The following is a 15,424-nucleotide window of genomic DNA, read 5'->3' on the forward strand; positions in this document are numbered from 1 at the left end:
ATCAGGTCTTGGGCACGGCCCGGCCGTGATGCGGCAACCAGGCCGCCGCGTCCCCGGCCGGGCCCCTAGGTTCGCTGCTGCGGGGGGCCTCGCGAAGGAGTGCGCGTTGCCCCAGGAAGAACTTCGGGACACCGGTGAGCTGGTCGCCCGGGCCCGTGCCGGCGACGGCGCGGCCTGGGCCCGGCTCGTCGAGCGGTACAGCGGCCTGCTGTGGGCGATCGCCCGCTCACACGGCCTGAGCGACGCCGACTGCGGCGACGTCGTGCAGACCTGCTGGCTGCGGCTGGTGGAGCGGCTCGACCAGATCCTCGAGCCGGCGGCCGTGGGCGGCTGGCTCGCCACCACGGCGCGCCGGGAGTGCCGGCGGACGGCGCAGCGCCGCAACCGGGAGCTGCCCGGCGACGTGCCCGAGCCGGCGGCCGTCCCCGCGGCCGACCAGGTCGTGGTGGCGCGCGAGCGGCTCTGCCGTGTCGGCTCGGCCCTCCAGGACCTTCCCCGCCGCTGCCAGCTCCTGCTGCGCATGTTCGCGCAGGCGCCGACCCACGCGGAGCTGGCGGCGGCCCTGGAGATGCCGCTCGGCAGCGTCGGCCCGACCCGTGCCCGCTGCCTCGCCCATCTGCACCGGAGGCTCGCCCGATGAACGAACAAGAGCTGGTCCGCCAGATCCGGGCCGCCTTCCAGGCCATCGACCCGGTGCCCGAGGGGGTGCTGGCGGCGGGCCGGTCCGCGCTGTCGTGGCGGGTGCCGGGCGCCGGGCTGGCCGAGCTCGCCGGGGAGCAGGACGCCCCGGCGCGGCCCGGTGTGCGCGGCGGCCGGGAGCGGACGCTGACCTTCACCGGCCCGGACGTGACGGTCGAGCTGGAGGTGGCCGACGAGGCCGTCACCGGGCGGCTGACGCCGCCGTCACCGGCCCGGCTGCGGGTCCGCGACGCCGTGCGCGGCGAGGTGGTCACCAGCGCCGACGAGTCGGGCCGGTTCCTGCTGCCCGGCGCCGCCGAGGGCCTGGTCAGCCTGGTCTTCGAGCTGCCCGACGCCAGTTCGGTGGTGACGAGCTGGATCCGGCTGTGACGGCGGTCGCCGATGATCCGGCCGTCGCCTACCGCCGCGCGCTGCGGTCCGGCGACGACCGGACCGCCGGGCTGGCCGCCAAGGAGCTCGGCCGCCCGGGCGAGGGGCGCGAGCTGCTCGGCCGGGCCCTCGGCGCCGCCGGGTCGCCGTACGAGGCCGCGCGGGTGCGGGCGGACCTGGCCGGCGTCCTGGCGGCGCTGGGGGACGTCCCCGCCGCGCTGGAGGAGGCGGAGCGGGCCCGGGCCGCCCTGCGCGGCACGGACGCCGACCGGCTCGCCGCCGTCGTGTCCTGCGTCCTGGCGCGGGCCGGCCGGCTTCTCGAGGCGCGCGACGCCGCGGCCGGGGCGCTCCCCCGGGCCCGCCGGAGCGGTGATCCGGTGGCGCTGGCCGGGCTGCTCACCGGACTCGGCCTGGCGCAGGCGTGCCGGGGCGAGCCGGCGGCGGCCGAGGCGGCGCTGGCCGAGGCCGTCGAGGTCAGCGCCGGGCTCCGGCACCAGGCGGCGGCCGCGCGCAGCGACCTGGCCTTCGTCGTGGCGCGCGGCGGGGACGTACCGCGCGCGCTGGCGCTGTTCGCCGAGGCCGAGCGCGATCTGGTCGGCGAGCGGCTGGACCGGTGCCGGTTCGACCGGGCGGAGGTCCTGGTCGGGGCCGGCCTGGCCGGTGAGGCGCGGGAGCTGCTGGCGGCGTCCGGCGCGGCGGGCGCGGGCGCGGCCGACCGGCTCCTGCTGCTGGCCCACGCCGAGCTGGCCGACGGCGATCCCGAGCGGGCCGCGCGCACCGCCGAGCAAGCGCGCGCGGCGTTCACCGCGCAGGGGCGTCCAGGCTGGACGCTCCCGGCCGAGCACCTGGTGCTGCGCGCGCGCTGGGCCGCCGGGGAACGATCCCCGTTGCTGCTCGCCTCTGCAGTCGCCACGGCGGACCGGCTGGAGCGCGGCGGCTGGGAGCCAGCGGCGGCGGAGGCGAGGATCATCGCGGCCCGGGTGGCGCTGCATCTCGGCCGTCCCGCCGGGCACCTGCTGGAGCAGGTGCGGACGGCGCGCGGTCCCGGTGCGCTGCGCGTCGCCGCCTGGCACGCCATCGGCCTGGAGCGGCTGTCCCGCCAGGACCGCACCGGCGCGCTCGCGGCGGTCTGGACGGGCCTTGCGCTCCTGGAGGAGCACGCCGAGGTGTTCGGCGCACTGGAGCTGCGCGCCCGCGCGGCCGGTCTCGGCGACGACCTGGCCGAGCTCGGCCTCGGCCTGGCCCGCTCGGCGCGGGAGCTGCTGGCCGCGGAGGAGCGGCGGCGTGCCATCGCGCGGCCGGCCGCGATCCGGCCGCCCCGCGACCGGGGCCACGCCGCCGCCCTCGCCGAGCTGCGCACGCTCAGCACCGAGCAGACGACGGCCACGGCGCGCGGCGGCCACTGCCCGATCCTGGCCGGGCGGCTGGCGCGGCTGGAGTCGACGGTGCGGGACGAGTCGCTCCGCCGCCCCGGCGCACCTGCCCCACGGGCCCGCCTGGACATGACCGAGCTGGCCGGCGCGCTGGCGGACCGCGTTCTGGTGGAGTTCGTCCGGATCGGGGCCGAGCTGCACGCGGTGACCATGCGCGACGGGCTCCTGCGGCGCGAGCATCTCGGCGCGTACGAGGAGGCGGCCCGCGACGTCGCGCTGCTCCGTGCCGTCCTCAGCCGGCTGGCCTCCGGCGGGGACGACCCGCGCGCGCTCGGCGACCTCGCCGAGACCGCGGCACGCCTGGACCGTCTACTCACCCCGCTGCACGGCGACCGCGAGCTGGTCGTCGCCCCGGCCGGTGTCCTGCACGGGCTGCCCTGGGCGGCCCTCCCGTCCCTGGCCGGGCGGCCGTTCACCGTCGTCCCGTCCGCCGCCGCCTGGCTGCGCGCCCGCACCGCGCGCAACGGCGGCGGTGACCACCGCGTCCTGGTCTCCGGTCCCGAACTGGCGCACGCCACCCGCGAGCTGCGGCTGCTGCGCCGCCTGCACCCCGGCGCGCTCGTCCTGACCGCCCCGAGCGCGCGCGCTGAGACCGTCCGCGAGGCCCTGGACGGCGCCTGCCTCGCGCATATCGCCGCGCACGGCGAGTTCCGGCCGGGGAACCCGCTGCTGTCGCGGCTGCGCCTCGCCGGCGGCCCGCTGCTCGTCCACGACCTGGAGGCGCTGGCCGAGCCCCCGCACGTGGTGGTCCTGTCGGCCTGCGACGCCGGGCGCGCCGAGGCGGGCGACGCGGTCATCGGGATGGCGGGCGTCCTGCTCGCGCTCGGCACCGCCACCGTGGTCGCCAGCGTCACGCCCGTCCGGGACGCGGACGCCCCGGACTTCATGCACGCCTTCCACACCGGCCTGTGCGCCGGGCTCCCCACCGCGCACGCACTGGCGGCGGCGCCCCGCTCCCCCGGCGTGCTCGGCTTCCTGTGCTTCGGCTCCGGTCAGTCCCGTTCGAGGGGGGACGACCCCCCACACCCCCCGGGCGGCCTCCGGCCGGGTCAGTCCTCCCCGGTGGCCACCGGGTTGGTCGGGTCGGCGACCCAGTTGGACCACGAACCGACATAGAGGGCGGCCGGGATCCCCGCGACGGACAGCGCGAGGATCTCGTGCGCCGCGGTCACCCCCGAGCCGCAGTAGGCGCCGACGTCCACCGCGTCCGTCGCGCCGAGCTGGGCGAACCGCTCGCGCAGCAGATCGGCGGGCAGGAACCGGCCGTCCACGCCGACGTTGCCGAGGGTGGGCGCGTTGACCGCGCCCGGAATGTGCCCGGCGACCGGATCGACCGGCTCGTTCTCGCCGCGGAAGCGCTCGGGAGCACGGGCGTCCAGCAGCATGCCGCCCTTGGCGAGCGCGGCGGCGCCCGCCGCGTCCAGGACGGGCAGCCGCCCCGGCCGGGCGGTGAAATCGCCCGGTCCGACCTGGGGTTCCTCGGCGGTCACCGGCCGGCCGGCGTCGACCCAGCCGTGGTAGCCGCCGTCCAGGACCCGGACGCGCTCGTGCCCGAAGTACCGCAGCGTCCACCACAGGCGGGCGGCGGCGGTGGAGTCGGCGTCGTCGTAGACCACCACCGGGCGGTCGCCCGAGACGCCGGCGCGGCGCATGGCGGCCTCGAAGGCCGCGGCGTCCGGCAGCGGATGCCGCCCGGCCGGGCCCGGCGGCCCGGCCACGTCGCGGTCCAGGTCCACGAAGACGGCGCCGGGCAGATGGCCGCGGCGGTAGGAGTCGATGCCGGGCGGGCCGGCCAGATGCCAGCGCACGTCCAGCAGGACCGGCGTGGGCTCCCCGCGCAGCAGGCGGTCCAGGGCGGGAGCGTCGACGAGTGGGTGCACATCGCCAGTCTGACCGCGCTTGTCCGAATTCGGGAGGGGCATGGGCAGGATCTCACTCTCCGATGGCGGACAACAGGGGAACGAGTTGCTCTTCGGCGACGAGCGAGCCGTGCATCCCGACCATCCGCTCCAGCCACGGCTCGCGTTCGGACGCCACCAGCGCCACGCCGGCGAACGGGACGGCGACCACGTCGCCGATCCGCCCGGCCATACCGGGCGCGACCGGCCCGAACCAGCCCGCCTCGATCGCCTCGTCGCGCGAGTACACCCAGCAGCGGTCGCCGAGCTCGGCCCGCCAGGCGGCCAGCACGTCGGCCGCCGCGCCCGGCTCGGTGTAGACGTAGCGGGAGCGGGCGTCACCGCCGAGCAGCGCGACCCCGTCCCGCAGCGCGGGCGAGGCGTCCACGTCCACCCGCTCGGCCGGGTCGGTCATGCCGTGGTCGGCGGTGACGTGCAGGGCCGCGCCGGGCGGCAGCACGTCGGCCAGCCGCTCGGCGAGCAGGTCCACGAAGCGCAGCTGCTCGCGCCAGGAGTCCGAGCGGACGCCGAAGCGGTGGCCGGTGGAGTCCAGGTCGGCGTGGTAGACGGTCACGAACGACCGCCCGCCCACGCGCAGCGCCGCCTTGGCCCGGCCGACGAGCTGGCCGAGACCGGCCGCCGGCAGGTACGTGGCGCCGCGCGACGCGGCGAGGCTGAGGCCGCTCTTCTCGTACTGGCCGAGCGCGACGTAGCCCACCGCGACGCCGTCCGCCGCCGCCCGCTCGTAGACGGTCGGGGCGGGCTGGAAGGTCAGCGGGTCGACGTCGGCCGCCGACCAGCGCAGGCAGTTCAGCAGCCGGCCGGTGCCCGGGACCGCCACCTGCACGCCGAGCAGCCCGTGCCCGCCGGGCGGCAGGCCGGTGCCGAGCGACCCGAGGCTGGTCGCCGTGGTCGCCGGGAACCCGGCGGTGAGCGCGCCGCCCGTCAGCGACGACAGGAACGGCGCCTCCTCCGGGTGCGCGCGCAGCTGCTCCCAGCCGAGCCCGTCGACGACGAGCAGGCACACCCGCGCCGCCGGCCGCAGGCCGAGCACGTCGGCCGCGCCCGGCACGCCGAGCGAGGCCAGGACCGCCGGGGGCAGGTCGGCGAGCGCGCCCGCCCCGTAGCGCGGGACGGGCGGCGCCGGCACCGTCATCTCGCCGTGGTCATTTCGCCGTGGCGGCCGACAGCGCCTCGGCGAACGCCAGGACCTGCACGACGGCGTCCGCGCCGTCGGCGGCCTCGCTGACCCGCAGCGACAGGTCGTCGGCGGTCACGCTGCCGGTGTAGCCGTGGTCGGCCTCGCAGTTCTCGTCGCCGCAGGTCGCCGGCTCCAGGTCGATGTGCGCGATCGCGCCCCAGCCGATGGTCAGCACCACCTCGGTCGGCGGCACGCCCGGCACGTAGGAGGCCGGGTCGGGGACGACGCGGGTCACCGCGACCGACTGGACCCGCTCCAGCTTCACCGCCTCGGTGGTGGTGGAGGCGTGCGGCTGCGCCATGCCCTCGCCCGGCGGATGCTCGTCGGTGTGGCAGACCAGCAGCCGGGACGCCGACAGCACCAGCACCGTCACGTGCCGCCGGACCTCCATGGCGGGGTCGAAGGTCGCCTCGTGGTGGACCACGTACGCCATCACGCGCTCGTCGCCTATCGCCGACTCGACCGCGTCCGCGACCAGTGCCGGGTAGTAACCGCTGCGCTCGATGGCCGTGCGCAACCCGTGAGCCGTCGCTCGGGTTTCCCTCATGGTGCCCATCCTGCCCTGTCTCGGGCGGCCCGCGCACACGCGGCCCGCGAACATGGTCATATCGCGTGCGGCGGGGTAGGGCAGGGGACATGGACGATAGAGATCCGCTGCCCTCGCCGCCGCCGGTCCCGCCGCCCACCCCGGACCCGGCGCCGCCGCCGCAGCCGCCCATTCCGCCCGAGCCCGCGCCGGGGCCGCCGCCTCCGCAGCCGTCCCCGCCGCCGCCCGGCCCGCCGCCGGGGCCCTCGCCCGACCCGATCCCGGTCCCGCCGTCGCCGCAGCCCGCCCCGCCGAGCTAGCGCGCCTCAGCGGAGCCGCCGCGGCCCGAGCTCGGGCCGCGGGCCGAGGGGGCGCTGCAGACGGAGCCGGACACAGCAGACGGTGACGCCCGAGGCGTTCGCCATCACCGGGTCCAGCTCCAGCCGCGCCACCTCCGGCAGGTCGTCGCCGAGCCGGGAGACCCGCAGCAGCAGGTCCTCCAGCGCGGCCACGTCCACCGGCTCGGCGCCGCGGTGCCCGAGCAGCAGCGGCGCGGTGCGGATCGCGCGCACCAGCTCGGCCGCCTCCACGTCGGTGAGCGGCGCGAGCCGGTACGCGCGGTCGTCCAGCAGCGCGGCCGTCTCGTCGGCGAGCCCGAAGGAGATCACCGCGCCGAACGAGGGGTCCTCGGACGCGGTGATCCGGGTCGGCACGCCCTCGCCCTTGCGGGCGACCGCGATGCCGTAGCAGCCGAGCAGCTCGGCCGCCTGCTCCGGCGTCGCGTCGACCGGCCCGCCGTCCGCCAGCCAGCCCGCGACCAGCGCGCGGGCGCGGCGCCGGTCCGCGCCGACGACCTCGGGCACCCGGCCGGGCGGGCGCCGCCGCCACTGCGCGTAGCGGACCGCGTAGGCGAGCGCGCGGACGGCGTCCTCGGGCGCCGGATAGGACGGCACCGACCCCTCGGCCGGCATCCCGTCCGGGCCGGTGACACGCAGGTCGGCGGGCATGCCCTTGGCGCCGAGGTAGGTCGCCACGATCGGCTTGGCGCCGGCGGCGGCCATCCGCAGGATCTTCTCCGGGACGCTCAGGTCGTAGCCGCCGATGGTCGGCGGGGTGAACAGCGCGACGACCGCGTCCACCGACTCGTCGGCGATGGCCTCGGCCAGCGCCTGCTCGTACTCGGTGGCGCCCGCGCGCGGCCCGAGGTCGACCGGCGGGCGCACGTCCAGGCCGAGCGCCACCGCGGCGTCCTGCGCCAGCAGCCCGAGCGAGTCGGAGTTGTCGATGATCGCGACGCGGTCGCCCGCGGGCAGCGGCTGGTAGGCCAGCAGCTGCGCCACGTCGAACAGCTCCGACAGGTCCTCCACCCGGATCACGCCGGCCTGCGCGAACAGCGCGCTGACCGCGTGGTCGGGCAGGCTGAGCGCGGACGCGGCGTGCCCGAGCGGCACGCCCTGCGTGCTGCGGCCGCTCTTGACCGCCACGATCGGCTTGCGGCGGCCGAGCCGCCGCGCCAGCCGGGCGAACTTGCGCGGGTTGCCGAGCGACTCCAGGTAGAGCAGGACCGCCTTGGTGGCCGGGTCCTCCTCCCAGTACTGCATGAGGTCGTTGCCGGACACGTCGGCGCGGTTGCCCGCCGACACGAACGTCGACAGGCCGAGGCCGCGCTCGGCGGTGCGCTGCAGGATCGCGATGCCGAGCGCGCCGGACTGGGAGAAGAAGCCGACCGGGCCGCGGCCGGGCATCGTCGGGGCGAGGGTGGCGTTCAGCCGCACCTCGGGGTCGGTGTTGGCGATGCCGAGGCAGTTCGGGCCGACCACCCGCATCCCGTAGGCGCGGGCGAGGCGGACCAGCTCCTCCTGGTTCTTGCGGCCCTGCGCGCCGGTCTCGCCGAACCCCGACGACACCACGATCAGGCCCCGCACGCCCTTGGCCGCGCACTGCTCGACCACGTCGTGGACGGTGTCGGCGCGGACCGCCACCACCGCCAGGTCGACGTCGCCGGGGATCTCCAGCACCGAGGTGTAGGCGCGCACCCCCGCGACCGCCACGGCCGCCGGGTGCACCGGGTAGACCGGGCCGGTGAAGTCGCCGCCGAGCAGGTTGCGCAGCACGGTCTGGCCGACGCTGTGCTCGGCGCGGCTGGCGCCGATCACCGCGACCGACCGCGGGAACAGCAGCCGCTGGATCGAGCGCGACTCGGCCCGGTGCTCGCGGGCCGCCATGACCTCCACCGAGGTCTCGGTCGGCTCCAGGTCCAGCACCAGCTCGATCACGCCGTCCTCGAACCGCTGCTCGGCCCGGTACCCGGCCTCGCGGAACACCCGCGTCATGCGCCGGTTGTCGGGCAGCACGCTCGCCACGAACCGGTGCAGGCCGCGCTCGCGGGCCGCCGCCGCGATGTGCTCCAGCAGGACGGCGCCGAGGCCGCGGCCCTGGTGGGCGTCCTCGACCAGGAACGCCACCTCGGCGGTGCCGGGGCGGTCCGGCAGCCGGTCGTAGCGCACCACCGCGATCATCTCCTCGCCGACGGTGGCGATGAGCGCGACCCGCCGGTCGTGGTCGACGGTGGTGAAGTGCGCGATCTCACGGTCGCTCAGCGTCGGGCGCGGCGAGAAGAAGCGGTAGTAGATCGACTCGGGCGACAGCCGGGCGTAGAACGTGCGCAGCAGCTCGGCGTCCTCGCTCCGGATCGGCCGCAGATGGGCCGTCCCGCCGTCCGTCAGGACGACGTCGGCCTCCCACTGATCCGGATAACCCTCGGTCACCCACCCGAGGGTAAGGCACGCCGGGGCGCGTCCCGCACCCAGGAAAAACACCCTGTTCCCGGGTTCGCTGCGCGTTCGAGACCTAATCCGGGGTCAAGAGCTGTTACGGTCGACCTTACGCCCAGTATGCCGCTCACGCGGGCCGTGTTGATCGAGGTGATGACTCCCATGACGCGCGTGGTCGTGGTTGGCGACTTGATGACCGACACCGTGGCACGTGCCGCGTTCCCCCTCGCCAAGGGCAGCGACACCCCAGCCGCCGTGTCCTCCCACGGGGGTGGTTCAGGGGCGAACGTCGCCTCCTGGCTCGCCCTCAACGACGTCGACGTCGCGTTCGTCGGCCGCCGCGGCTCCGACATCGCGGGGCGCAACCGCGACATGGAGCTGATGGGCTACGGCGTCGACGCCCGCCTGGTGATGGACTCCGAACGGCCGACCGGCACCTGCGTGGTGCTGGTGACCCACAAGGGCGACCGCACCATGCTGTCGGACCCCGGCGCCAACGCGGCGCTGCTGGTCGAGGACGTCGAACGCTGCAAGGACCTGTTCAACCAGGGCGTCCACCTGCACCTGTCGGGCTACTCCCTGATCAACGAAGGGTCCCGCAAGGCGGCCATCCACGCCCTGGAGCTGGCCCGCAAGGCGCAGATGTCGATCTCGGTGGACGGCGGCTCGTCGTCGCCGCTGAAGCGGATGGGCGCCGAGCCGTTCCTGGAGTGGACCCAAGGGGCCCGGCTGCTGGTGCTGAACACCGGCGAGGCCGAGGTGCTGACCGGGCGCGAGCAGCCCGACCAGGCCGCCAAGGTGCTCACCGCCTGGTACCCGCAGGTGGTCATCAAGACCGGCGCGGACGGCGCCCTGTGGTACACCAACGGCCGGCCCGAGCCGGTCACGGTCGCCGCCGAGCCGGTCGAGAAGATCGTGGACGGCACCGGCGCGGGCGACGCGTTCGTCGCGGGCTTCCTGCCGCCGTGGCTGGACGGCAAGCCGCCCGCCGAGGCCCTCGCCGCCGGCTGCCGCCTCGCCGCGCAGGCCCTGCAGCACCTGGGCGCCCGCCCGTCCCTGGACGTCCTGGACAACCCCATCAAGAACTGATCGATCGATCCGCGCGCCCTCGTGGCCGACCGGCCCCCATCCCGGTCGGCCACGAGGGCGCATCCGTCCGCGAACACCTGCCGGATGCGCCACGGCGATGAGCCCCAGCCCAAGTCCGGCCGAGGACATCCAGCGGCGCAGCCTCCGGCTGAGGAACCGCCCCGTCGGCAGACCAGGCGAGACGGGCTGCACTCGGCCCGGAAGTACCTCGCCATCAATGGCGAAAGCCCTGGACACCCCGCCCAGGACCGACGGAAGTCGTCCACCGGCGCAGCCCGGCCGGGAACCGCCCGGTCAAAAGACCAGGCGGGACGACCTCCGGAACGCCCCGGCACCGGAGGACCCCAGCCGGGGCGGGCCGTGCCCGGGCCGGGCGGGTGGCCTCGTGATCAGCTGGGGACGGCCAGGACCAGGGGGAGGACGGCGGGGGCGCCCGCCTCGCGGAGCAGCCGGGCGGCGACGGTCACCGTCCAGCCCGACTCGATGCGGTCGTCGACCAGCAGGATCGGGCCGCCCGCGTCGCGGGCGGCGGCCGCGACGTCATCGGGCAGCGTCAGGCCGTGCCAGACCGAGCGCAGGCGCTGCGCGCTGTTGTGGCGGCGCGGCACCGGCTCGCCGAGCGGGACGAGCTCGCCGAGGTAGGGCAGCCGGCCGATCCGGGCGAGGCGCCGAGCCAGCGAGCCGACCAGCAGCGGGCGGGTCCGCGAGCCGACCGCGACGACGCCGGCGGGGCGCTCGGCCCAGTCCCAGGCGGTGAGGACCTTCACCACGGCGCCGAACATCTCGTCGGTGATCTCGGCGTCGGGCGCGCCCTCGGCGAGCAGGGCGCGCAGCCGGTTGCCCCAGCCGATGTCGGTGAGGCGGCCGAGGGCCCGGCCCGTCTCGGCCTGCGCGTCCGGCGGGATGCGGCCGGACACGCCGGGGTCGTCCTTGACGCCGGTCGGCCACATGCGGCGCGGCGCGACGTCCACGCCGGGGCGGTGCAACCGGTCGCGGGCCTGCGCGGCGCCTTCGGCGCTGACCTCGCCGGACCGGTGCACGCCGGTGCAGTTGTCGCAGCGGCCGCAGGGCGCGGCGGCCGGGTCGTCGAGCTGGCGACGCAGGAACTCCTCGCGGCAGCCGGTGGTGGCGATGTAGTCGAGCATCGCCTGCTGCTCGCGGCCCCGCTCGGCGGCGACGCGGGCGTAGCGCTCGCGGTCGTAGGACCACGGCTCGCCGGTGGCGGTCCAGCCGCCCTTGACGCGGCGGACGGCGCCGTCGACGTCCAGCACCTTCAGCATCATCTCCAGCCGCGCCCGGTTCAGGTCGACGCGCGGTTCCAGCGCGCCGGTGGACAGGGGGCGGCCCGCCTCCTCCAGCACCGCCAGGGTGGTGCGGACGATCTGCTCGGGCGGGAACGCCAGGCTCGCGAAGTACGCCCAGATGTCGCGGTCCTCGCGGCCGGGCAGCAGGATCACCTCGGCGCGGTCGACGCCGCGGCCCGCGCGGCCGATCTGCTGGTAGTAGGCGACGGGCGACTGCGGCGCGCCCACGTGCACGATGAAGCCGAGGTCGGGCTTGTCGAAGCCCATGCCGAGGGCGCTGGTGGCGACGAGCGCCTTCAGCTTGTTGTCCTGCAGGTCGCGTTCGGCCTGCAGGCGCTCGGCGGGGTCGGTCTGGCCGGAGTAGGCGGCCACCTCGTAGCCGCGTTCGCGCAGGTAGCCGGTCAGCTCGTGGGCGGCGGCGACGGTCAGGGTGTAGATGATGCCCGAGCCCGGCAGGCCGTCCAGGTGCTCGCCGATCCAGGCGACGCGCTGCTCGGCCGACGGCAGCGACACCACCGACAGGTGCAGGGAGTCGCGCTCCAGCGCGCCGCGGAGGACAAGAGCGCCCCCTGGCGAAGCCTCCCCCGCGCCTTGGACCGCGCGGTCGTCGGTGAGCTGCTCGGCGACGTCCTCGGTGACGCGGGCGTTGGCGGTGGCGGTGGTGGCGAGCACCGGGATGCCCGGCGGCAGGTCGGCGAGCAGGGTGCGCAGCCGCCGGTAGTCGGGCCGGAAGTCGTGGCCCCAGTCGGAGATGCAGTGCGCCTCGTCGACCACGACCAGGCCCGCGCCGGCGGCGAGCTTGGGCAGCACCAGGTCGCGGAAGTCGGGGTTGTTCAGCCGTTCGGGGCTGACCAGCAGGACGTCGACGGCGCCGCCCTCGACCTCGGCGAAGATCTGCTGCCAGTCCTCGGTGTTGGCGGAGTTGATGGTGCGGGCGTGGATGCCGGCCCGCTCGGCCGAGTCGATCTGGTTGCGCATCAGCGCGAGCAGCGGCGACACGATGACCGTGGGACCGGCGCCGCGTTCGCGCAGCAGCCGGGTCGCCACGAAGTAGACGGCCGACTTGCCCCAGCCGGTGCGCTGCACGACCAGGGCGCGGCGGCGGTCGACGACCAGGGCGCGGATCGCCGTCCACTGGTCCTCGCGCAGCCGGGCGTGCTCACCGGCCAGCGCCCTCAGGCAGCGTTCGGCCTCGTCTCGCAGCGTGTCCTCCGAAGTGCTCACCCGTACTTGCTATCAGGCGCCGCCGACACCCCGCGCCGAAATCGGCTCCTGTGGAAAACCCCACTCCGCCGGCGGGCCGGGGACCGGCCGGGCGCGGGTAGCCTCGGGCAAGATCGAATCGAGTGGAGCGGAGGACACGTCCGGGCATGGGGCAGGCGGCGGAACGGTTGCGGCGGAGCTGGCTGGCCCTGATGGACGGCACCGTCCCCGAACCTCCCGAGGACGAGCCCGGCGAGTGCTTCGACCCGCGCGCGATCGACCTGGTGCTGCGGGTCGGCGAGCTGCTCCTGGCCTCCGGCGAGTCCACCGAGCGCGTCAACGAGGCCATGCTGAGCCTCGCCGTCGCCTACGAGCTGCCGCGCTGCGAGGTGCAGGTCACCTTCACCAGCCTGCTGGTGTCGGCGCATCCGGGCAACGGCGCGCCGCCGGTCACCGGGACGCGCGCGATCCGGCGGCGCACCCCCGCCTACTGGCGGCTGACCGAGCTGCACGCGCTCGTGCAGCAGGCGTCCATCGGGATGCTGGACCTGGACGACGCCCTCGTCCGGCTGCAGGAGATCAAGCGGGGCCGCGCCCCCTACCCGCCGTGGCTGATGGTGGTGTCGCTCGGGCTGATCGCGGCGTTCGCGGGTGTGCTCGGCGGCGGCGGGCCGATCGTCGCGGCCACCGCGTTCGTGGCGACGCTGCTCGGCGACCGCACCGCCGCCGCCCTCGCGCGGCGCGGCATCGCCGAGTTCTTCCAGCTGGCGGTCGCCGCCGGGATCGGTGCGACGGCGGCGGTGGTGGTGGTCGCGATGGGCAATCCGGGCCGGGCGTCCACCATCGTGACCGGCGCGATCCTGGCGCTGCTGCCGGGCCGCCCGCTGGTGGCCAGCATCCAGGACGGCATCACCGGCGATCTGGTCAGCGCGGGCGCGCGGCTGCTGGAGGTCTTCTTCATCATCGCCGCGATCGTGGCCGGGCTCGGCGCGGTCGTGTACACGGCGGTCAAGCTCGGCGTGGACGTGAACGTCGGCGACCTGCCGAGCGCGCCCACGCTGCTCGCCCCGCTCCCGGTGCTCGCGGCGGCCGGGGTGTCGGTGACGTTCGCGGTCTGCCTCGCGGTGCCGCGCGCCGTGCTGGTCCCGGCGGCGGCGGGCGGCGCGCTGATCTGGGTGGTGTACGCGCTGCTGCTGAACGCGGGGATCGTGCCGGTGCTCGCCTCGGCGCTGTCGGCGGTGTTCATCGGCCTGATCGGCAGTTCCTTCGCGCGGAGGCGGAACGCGCCCACCCTTCCCTACATCGTCCCGGCCATCTCGCCGCTGCTTCCTGGAACGCTCCTTTATCGCGGGATGGTGGAGCTGAACACCCCCGACGGCGTGACCGAGGGGGCGCTCAGCCTGGTCGCGGCGCTGTCGGTGGCGCTCGCGCTCGGTGCCGGGGTGAACCTCGGCGGGGAGCTCGTGCGGGCGTTCCAGCGCGTCGGGCTGAGCGCGTCGGGCCGCTGGGCGCGGCCCGCGGCCCGCCGGACCAGGGGCTTCTGAGAACTGTCGGTGCCGCGGTCTAGCGTCCGTGGCATGTACCGACAGGGAGACATCCTCATCGTGCCCCTCGCGGAGGAGGCCGTTCCGCCGACCGTGCGCGACCTGCCGCCCGCGCCCCGCGACGGCCGGGGCCGGATGGTGCTGGCGCTCGGCGAGGCGACCGGCCACGCGCACGCCCTCGCCGCCCCCGGCACGCTGCTGCGGTCGCCGGACCCGCTCACCCCCGACCACCTGCATCTGCCCGACGGCGGCCGGCTCGTGCACGAGGAGCACGCGGCGATCTCCCTGCCGAAGGGCTGGTACCGGGTGGTCCGGCAGCGCGAGTACGTGCCGGGCGCCGTCCGGGTGGTGGCCGACTGATGGACGCCCTCGACCACGCGAGCCTGCTGCTGGCCTGGCAGGAGACCGCGTTCGCCACCGGTCCGGCCGACCGTCCCCGCGCCGAGGCCGGCATCACCGCCGCCTACGCCGCCGCCGGGCTGCCCGCTCCCGGGCGCTTCGTCTGGGTCTCCTCCCCCGCCGAGGGCGCCCGCGCCGCCGCGGCCCTCACCGACGCGGGCGGCAGCGTCCGCGACGCCGTCCGCACCCGCCCGTGGGAGCGGGCCCGCGCCGCTGCCGCCGCCGAGCTCGGCCCGTCCGGGTGGGCGGCCGCCTGGGCCCGCACGGGCGCGCCGCTGTGGGAGCAGACGAGCTCCCTCGTCGCGCGCATCCGCCAGGGCCTCGGCGACGAGGAGCTGCGCGCGGCGACGCTCGACGCCGTCCTCGGCCAGCACGACGCGCCCTGGCTGGCGCTGTTCGACGAGCTCGGCCGGCTGGAGCCGCTGGCGGGCCTCGCCGAGGCCGCCCGCGCGGCGGGCTGGTGGTGGCCCCGCGAGCGCGCGGTGATCGTCTGCGAGCGGCCGGCCGAGCTGCACCGCGACGAGCCCGGCCGGCTGCACCGCGGCGACGGCCCCGCCCTCGCCTACCCCGACGGGTTCGCGCTGCACTCCTGGCGCGGCATGCCGATCCCGGCCGGCTTCGTCTCCTCGCTGGAGGGCCTCACCCCGGCCCGGATCGGCGCCGAGGAGAACGCCGAGCTGCGCCGGGTCATGCTGGAGATCTTCGGCTACGACCGCTACCTCGCCGAGACCGGCGCGCAGCCGCTGCACCGCGACGAGACGGGCGTGCTGTGGCGGATCGACCTGGCGGGCGACGAGCCGATCGTCATGGTCGAGGTCGTCAACTCCACCCCCGAGCCCGACGGCACGTCCCGCACCTACTATCTGCGGGTCCCGCCCGGCACCGCCACCGCCCGCGCGGGCGTGGCGTGGACGTTCGGCGTCAGTGAGGCCGACTACCACCCGCAGCGCGAGACCTGACGGGACCGGCGGCCCCCTGGCGGCCC

At 76.4% G+C, this 15,424-nt stretch carries 13 protein-coding genes; 8 read left to right on the forward strand and 5 right to left on the reverse strand.

Annotated features, from left to right (window positions below; translation table 11 throughout):
• Positions 1-106: 106 nt before the first annotated feature.
• From ACRB68_RS31835 to ACRB68_RS42665, 3 genes are read left to right on the forward strand one after another with little or no spacing between them, the layout of a single operon-like run.
• A complete protein-coding gene (locus ACRB68_RS31835) occupies positions 107-640 on the forward strand; it encodes an RNA polymerase sigma factor (RefSeq protein ID WP_235960430.1) in 534 nt (177 codons plus the stop codon).
• Entirely contained in the window at positions 637-1,068 is a 432-nt protein-coding gene (locus tag ACRB68_RS31840) for a hypothetical protein (RefSeq protein ID WP_153538975.1), read from the forward strand. Before ACRB68_RS31835 ends, ACRB68_RS31840 begins: the two co-directional genes overlap by 4 nt.
• Positions 1,065-3,617: a CHAT domain-containing protein gene (locus ACRB68_RS42665; protein ID WP_153538977.1), complete on the forward strand. Its 2,553-nt coding sequence runs from the start codon at positions 1,065-1,067 to the stop codon at positions 3,615-3,617. The genes ACRB68_RS31840 and ACRB68_RS42665 overlap by 4 nt, the downstream gene beginning before the upstream one ends.
• Here ACRB68_RS42665 and ACRB68_RS31850 read toward each other — a convergent pair.
• From ACRB68_RS31850 to ACRB68_RS31860, 3 genes are read right to left on the reverse strand one after another with little or no spacing between them, the layout of a single operon-like run.
• Positions 3,551-4,381: a sulfurtransferase gene (locus tag ACRB68_RS31850; RefSeq protein WP_328595037.1), complete on the reverse strand. Its 831-nt coding sequence runs from the start codon at positions 4,379-4,381 to the stop codon at positions 3,551-3,553. The genes ACRB68_RS42665 and ACRB68_RS31850 overlap by 67 nt on opposite strands.
• Positions 4,382-4,433: 52 nt before the next feature.
• Complete coding sequence (locus ACRB68_RS31855; RefSeq protein ID WP_153538981.1) at positions 4,434-5,555, reverse strand: alkaline phosphatase family protein; 1,122 nt, start codon at positions 5,553-5,555, stop codon at positions 4,434-4,436.
• A 10-nt stretch (positions 5,556-5,565) separates the two neighbouring features.
• Positions 5,566-6,147, reverse strand: coding sequence for a DUF5998 family protein (locus ACRB68_RS31860; RefSeq protein ID WP_153538983.1), 582 nt, complete (start codon positions 6,145-6,147; stop codon positions 5,566-5,568).
• Between the two features lie 89 nt (positions 6,148-6,236).
• Here ACRB68_RS31860 and ACRB68_RS31865 point away from each other — a divergent pair, with 89 nt between their 5' ends.
• Positions 6,237-6,446: a hypothetical protein gene (locus tag ACRB68_RS31865; protein WP_153538985.1), complete on the forward strand. Its 210-nt coding sequence runs from the start codon at positions 6,237-6,239 to the stop codon at positions 6,444-6,446.
• 6 nt (positions 6,447-6,452) lie between these two features.
• Here ACRB68_RS31865 and ACRB68_RS31870 read toward each other — a convergent pair whose 3' ends face one another.
• Positions 6,453-8,894 (reverse strand): bifunctional acetate--CoA ligase family protein/GNAT family N-acetyltransferase, encoded by a 2,442-nt coding sequence (locus tag ACRB68_RS31870; protein WP_328595038.1) that lies wholly within the window; start codon positions 8,892-8,894, stop codon positions 6,453-6,455.
• 168 nt (positions 8,895-9,062) lie between these two features.
• On the opposite strand from ACRB68_RS31870, the gene ACRB68_RS31875 reads away from it, so the two are divergent.
• Positions 9,063-9,989, forward strand: a complete 927-nt coding sequence (locus tag ACRB68_RS31875; protein ID WP_153538987.1) for a carbohydrate kinase family protein — start codon at positions 9,063-9,065, stop codon at positions 9,987-9,989.
• A 389-nt stretch (positions 9,990-10,378) separates the two neighbouring features.
• Here the strand turns inward: ACRB68_RS31875 and ACRB68_RS31880 are convergent, their stop codons facing one another.
• Entirely contained in the window at positions 10,379-12,517 is a 2,139-nt protein-coding gene (locus ACRB68_RS31880; protein ID WP_328595039.1) for a RecQ family ATP-dependent DNA helicase, read from the reverse strand.
• Between the two features lie 146 nt (positions 12,518-12,663).
• On the opposite strand from ACRB68_RS31880, the gene ACRB68_RS31885 reads away from it, so the two are divergent.
• From ACRB68_RS31885 to ACRB68_RS31895, 3 genes are read left to right on the forward strand one after another with little or no spacing between them, the layout of a single operon-like run.
• Positions 12,664-14,040: a threonine/serine exporter family protein gene (locus tag ACRB68_RS31885; RefSeq protein ID WP_235960434.1), complete on the forward strand. Its 1,377-nt coding sequence runs from the start codon at positions 12,664-12,666 to the stop codon at positions 14,038-14,040.
• Between the two features lie 33 nt (positions 14,041-14,073).
• Positions 14,074-14,400, forward strand: coding sequence for a hypothetical protein (locus ACRB68_RS31890; RefSeq protein ID WP_153538989.1), 327 nt, complete (start codon positions 14,074-14,076; stop codon positions 14,398-14,400).
• Positions 14,400-15,398, forward strand: a complete 999-nt coding sequence (locus ACRB68_RS31895; protein WP_153538991.1) for a DUF6745 domain-containing protein — start codon at positions 14,400-14,402, stop codon at positions 15,396-15,398. The genes ACRB68_RS31890 and ACRB68_RS31895 overlap by 1 nt, the downstream gene beginning before the upstream one ends.
• The last annotated feature ends 26 nt before the right edge of the window (positions 15,399-15,424 follow it).

It is taken from the genome of Actinomadura macrotermitis (genome assembly GCF_009604375.1).
GTDB classification, from domain to species: domain Bacteria; phylum Actinomycetota; class Actinomycetes; order Streptosporangiales; family Streptosporangiaceae; genus Spirillospora; species Spirillospora macrotermitis.

Excerpts from the sequence above, each read along its gene's own strand:
- ACRB68_RS31840 (WP_153538975.1), top strand. The coding sequence starts at position 637 with ATGAACGAACAAGAGCTGGTCCGCCAGATCCGGGCCGCCTTCCAGGCC.
- ACRB68_RS31855 (WP_153538981.1), bottom strand. The coding sequence starts at position 5,555 with ATGACGGTGCCGGCGCCGCCCGTCCCGCGCTACGGGGCGGGCGCGCTC.
- ACRB68_RS31860 (WP_153538983.1), bottom strand. The coding sequence starts at position 6,147 with ATGAGGGAAACCCGAGCGACGGCTCACGGGTTGCGCACGGCCATCGAG.
- ACRB68_RS31865 (WP_153538985.1), top strand. The coding sequence starts at position 6,237 with ATGGACGATAGAGATCCGCTGCCCTCGCCGCCGCCGGTCCCGCCGCCC.
- ACRB68_RS31875 (WP_153538987.1), top strand. The coding sequence starts at position 9,063 with ATGACGCGCGTGGTCGTGGTTGGCGACTTGATGACCGACACCGTGGCA.
- ACRB68_RS31885 (WP_235960434.1), top strand. The coding sequence starts at position 12,664 with ATGGGGCAGGCGGCGGAACGGTTGCGGCGGAGCTGGCTGGCCCTGATG.
- ACRB68_RS31890 (WP_153538989.1), top strand. The coding sequence starts at position 14,074 with ATGTACCGACAGGGAGACATCCTCATCGTGCCCCTCGCGGAGGAGGCC.
- ACRB68_RS31895 (WP_153538991.1), top strand. The coding sequence starts at position 14,400 with ATGGACGCCCTCGACCACGCGAGCCTGCTGCTGGCCTGGCAGGAGACC.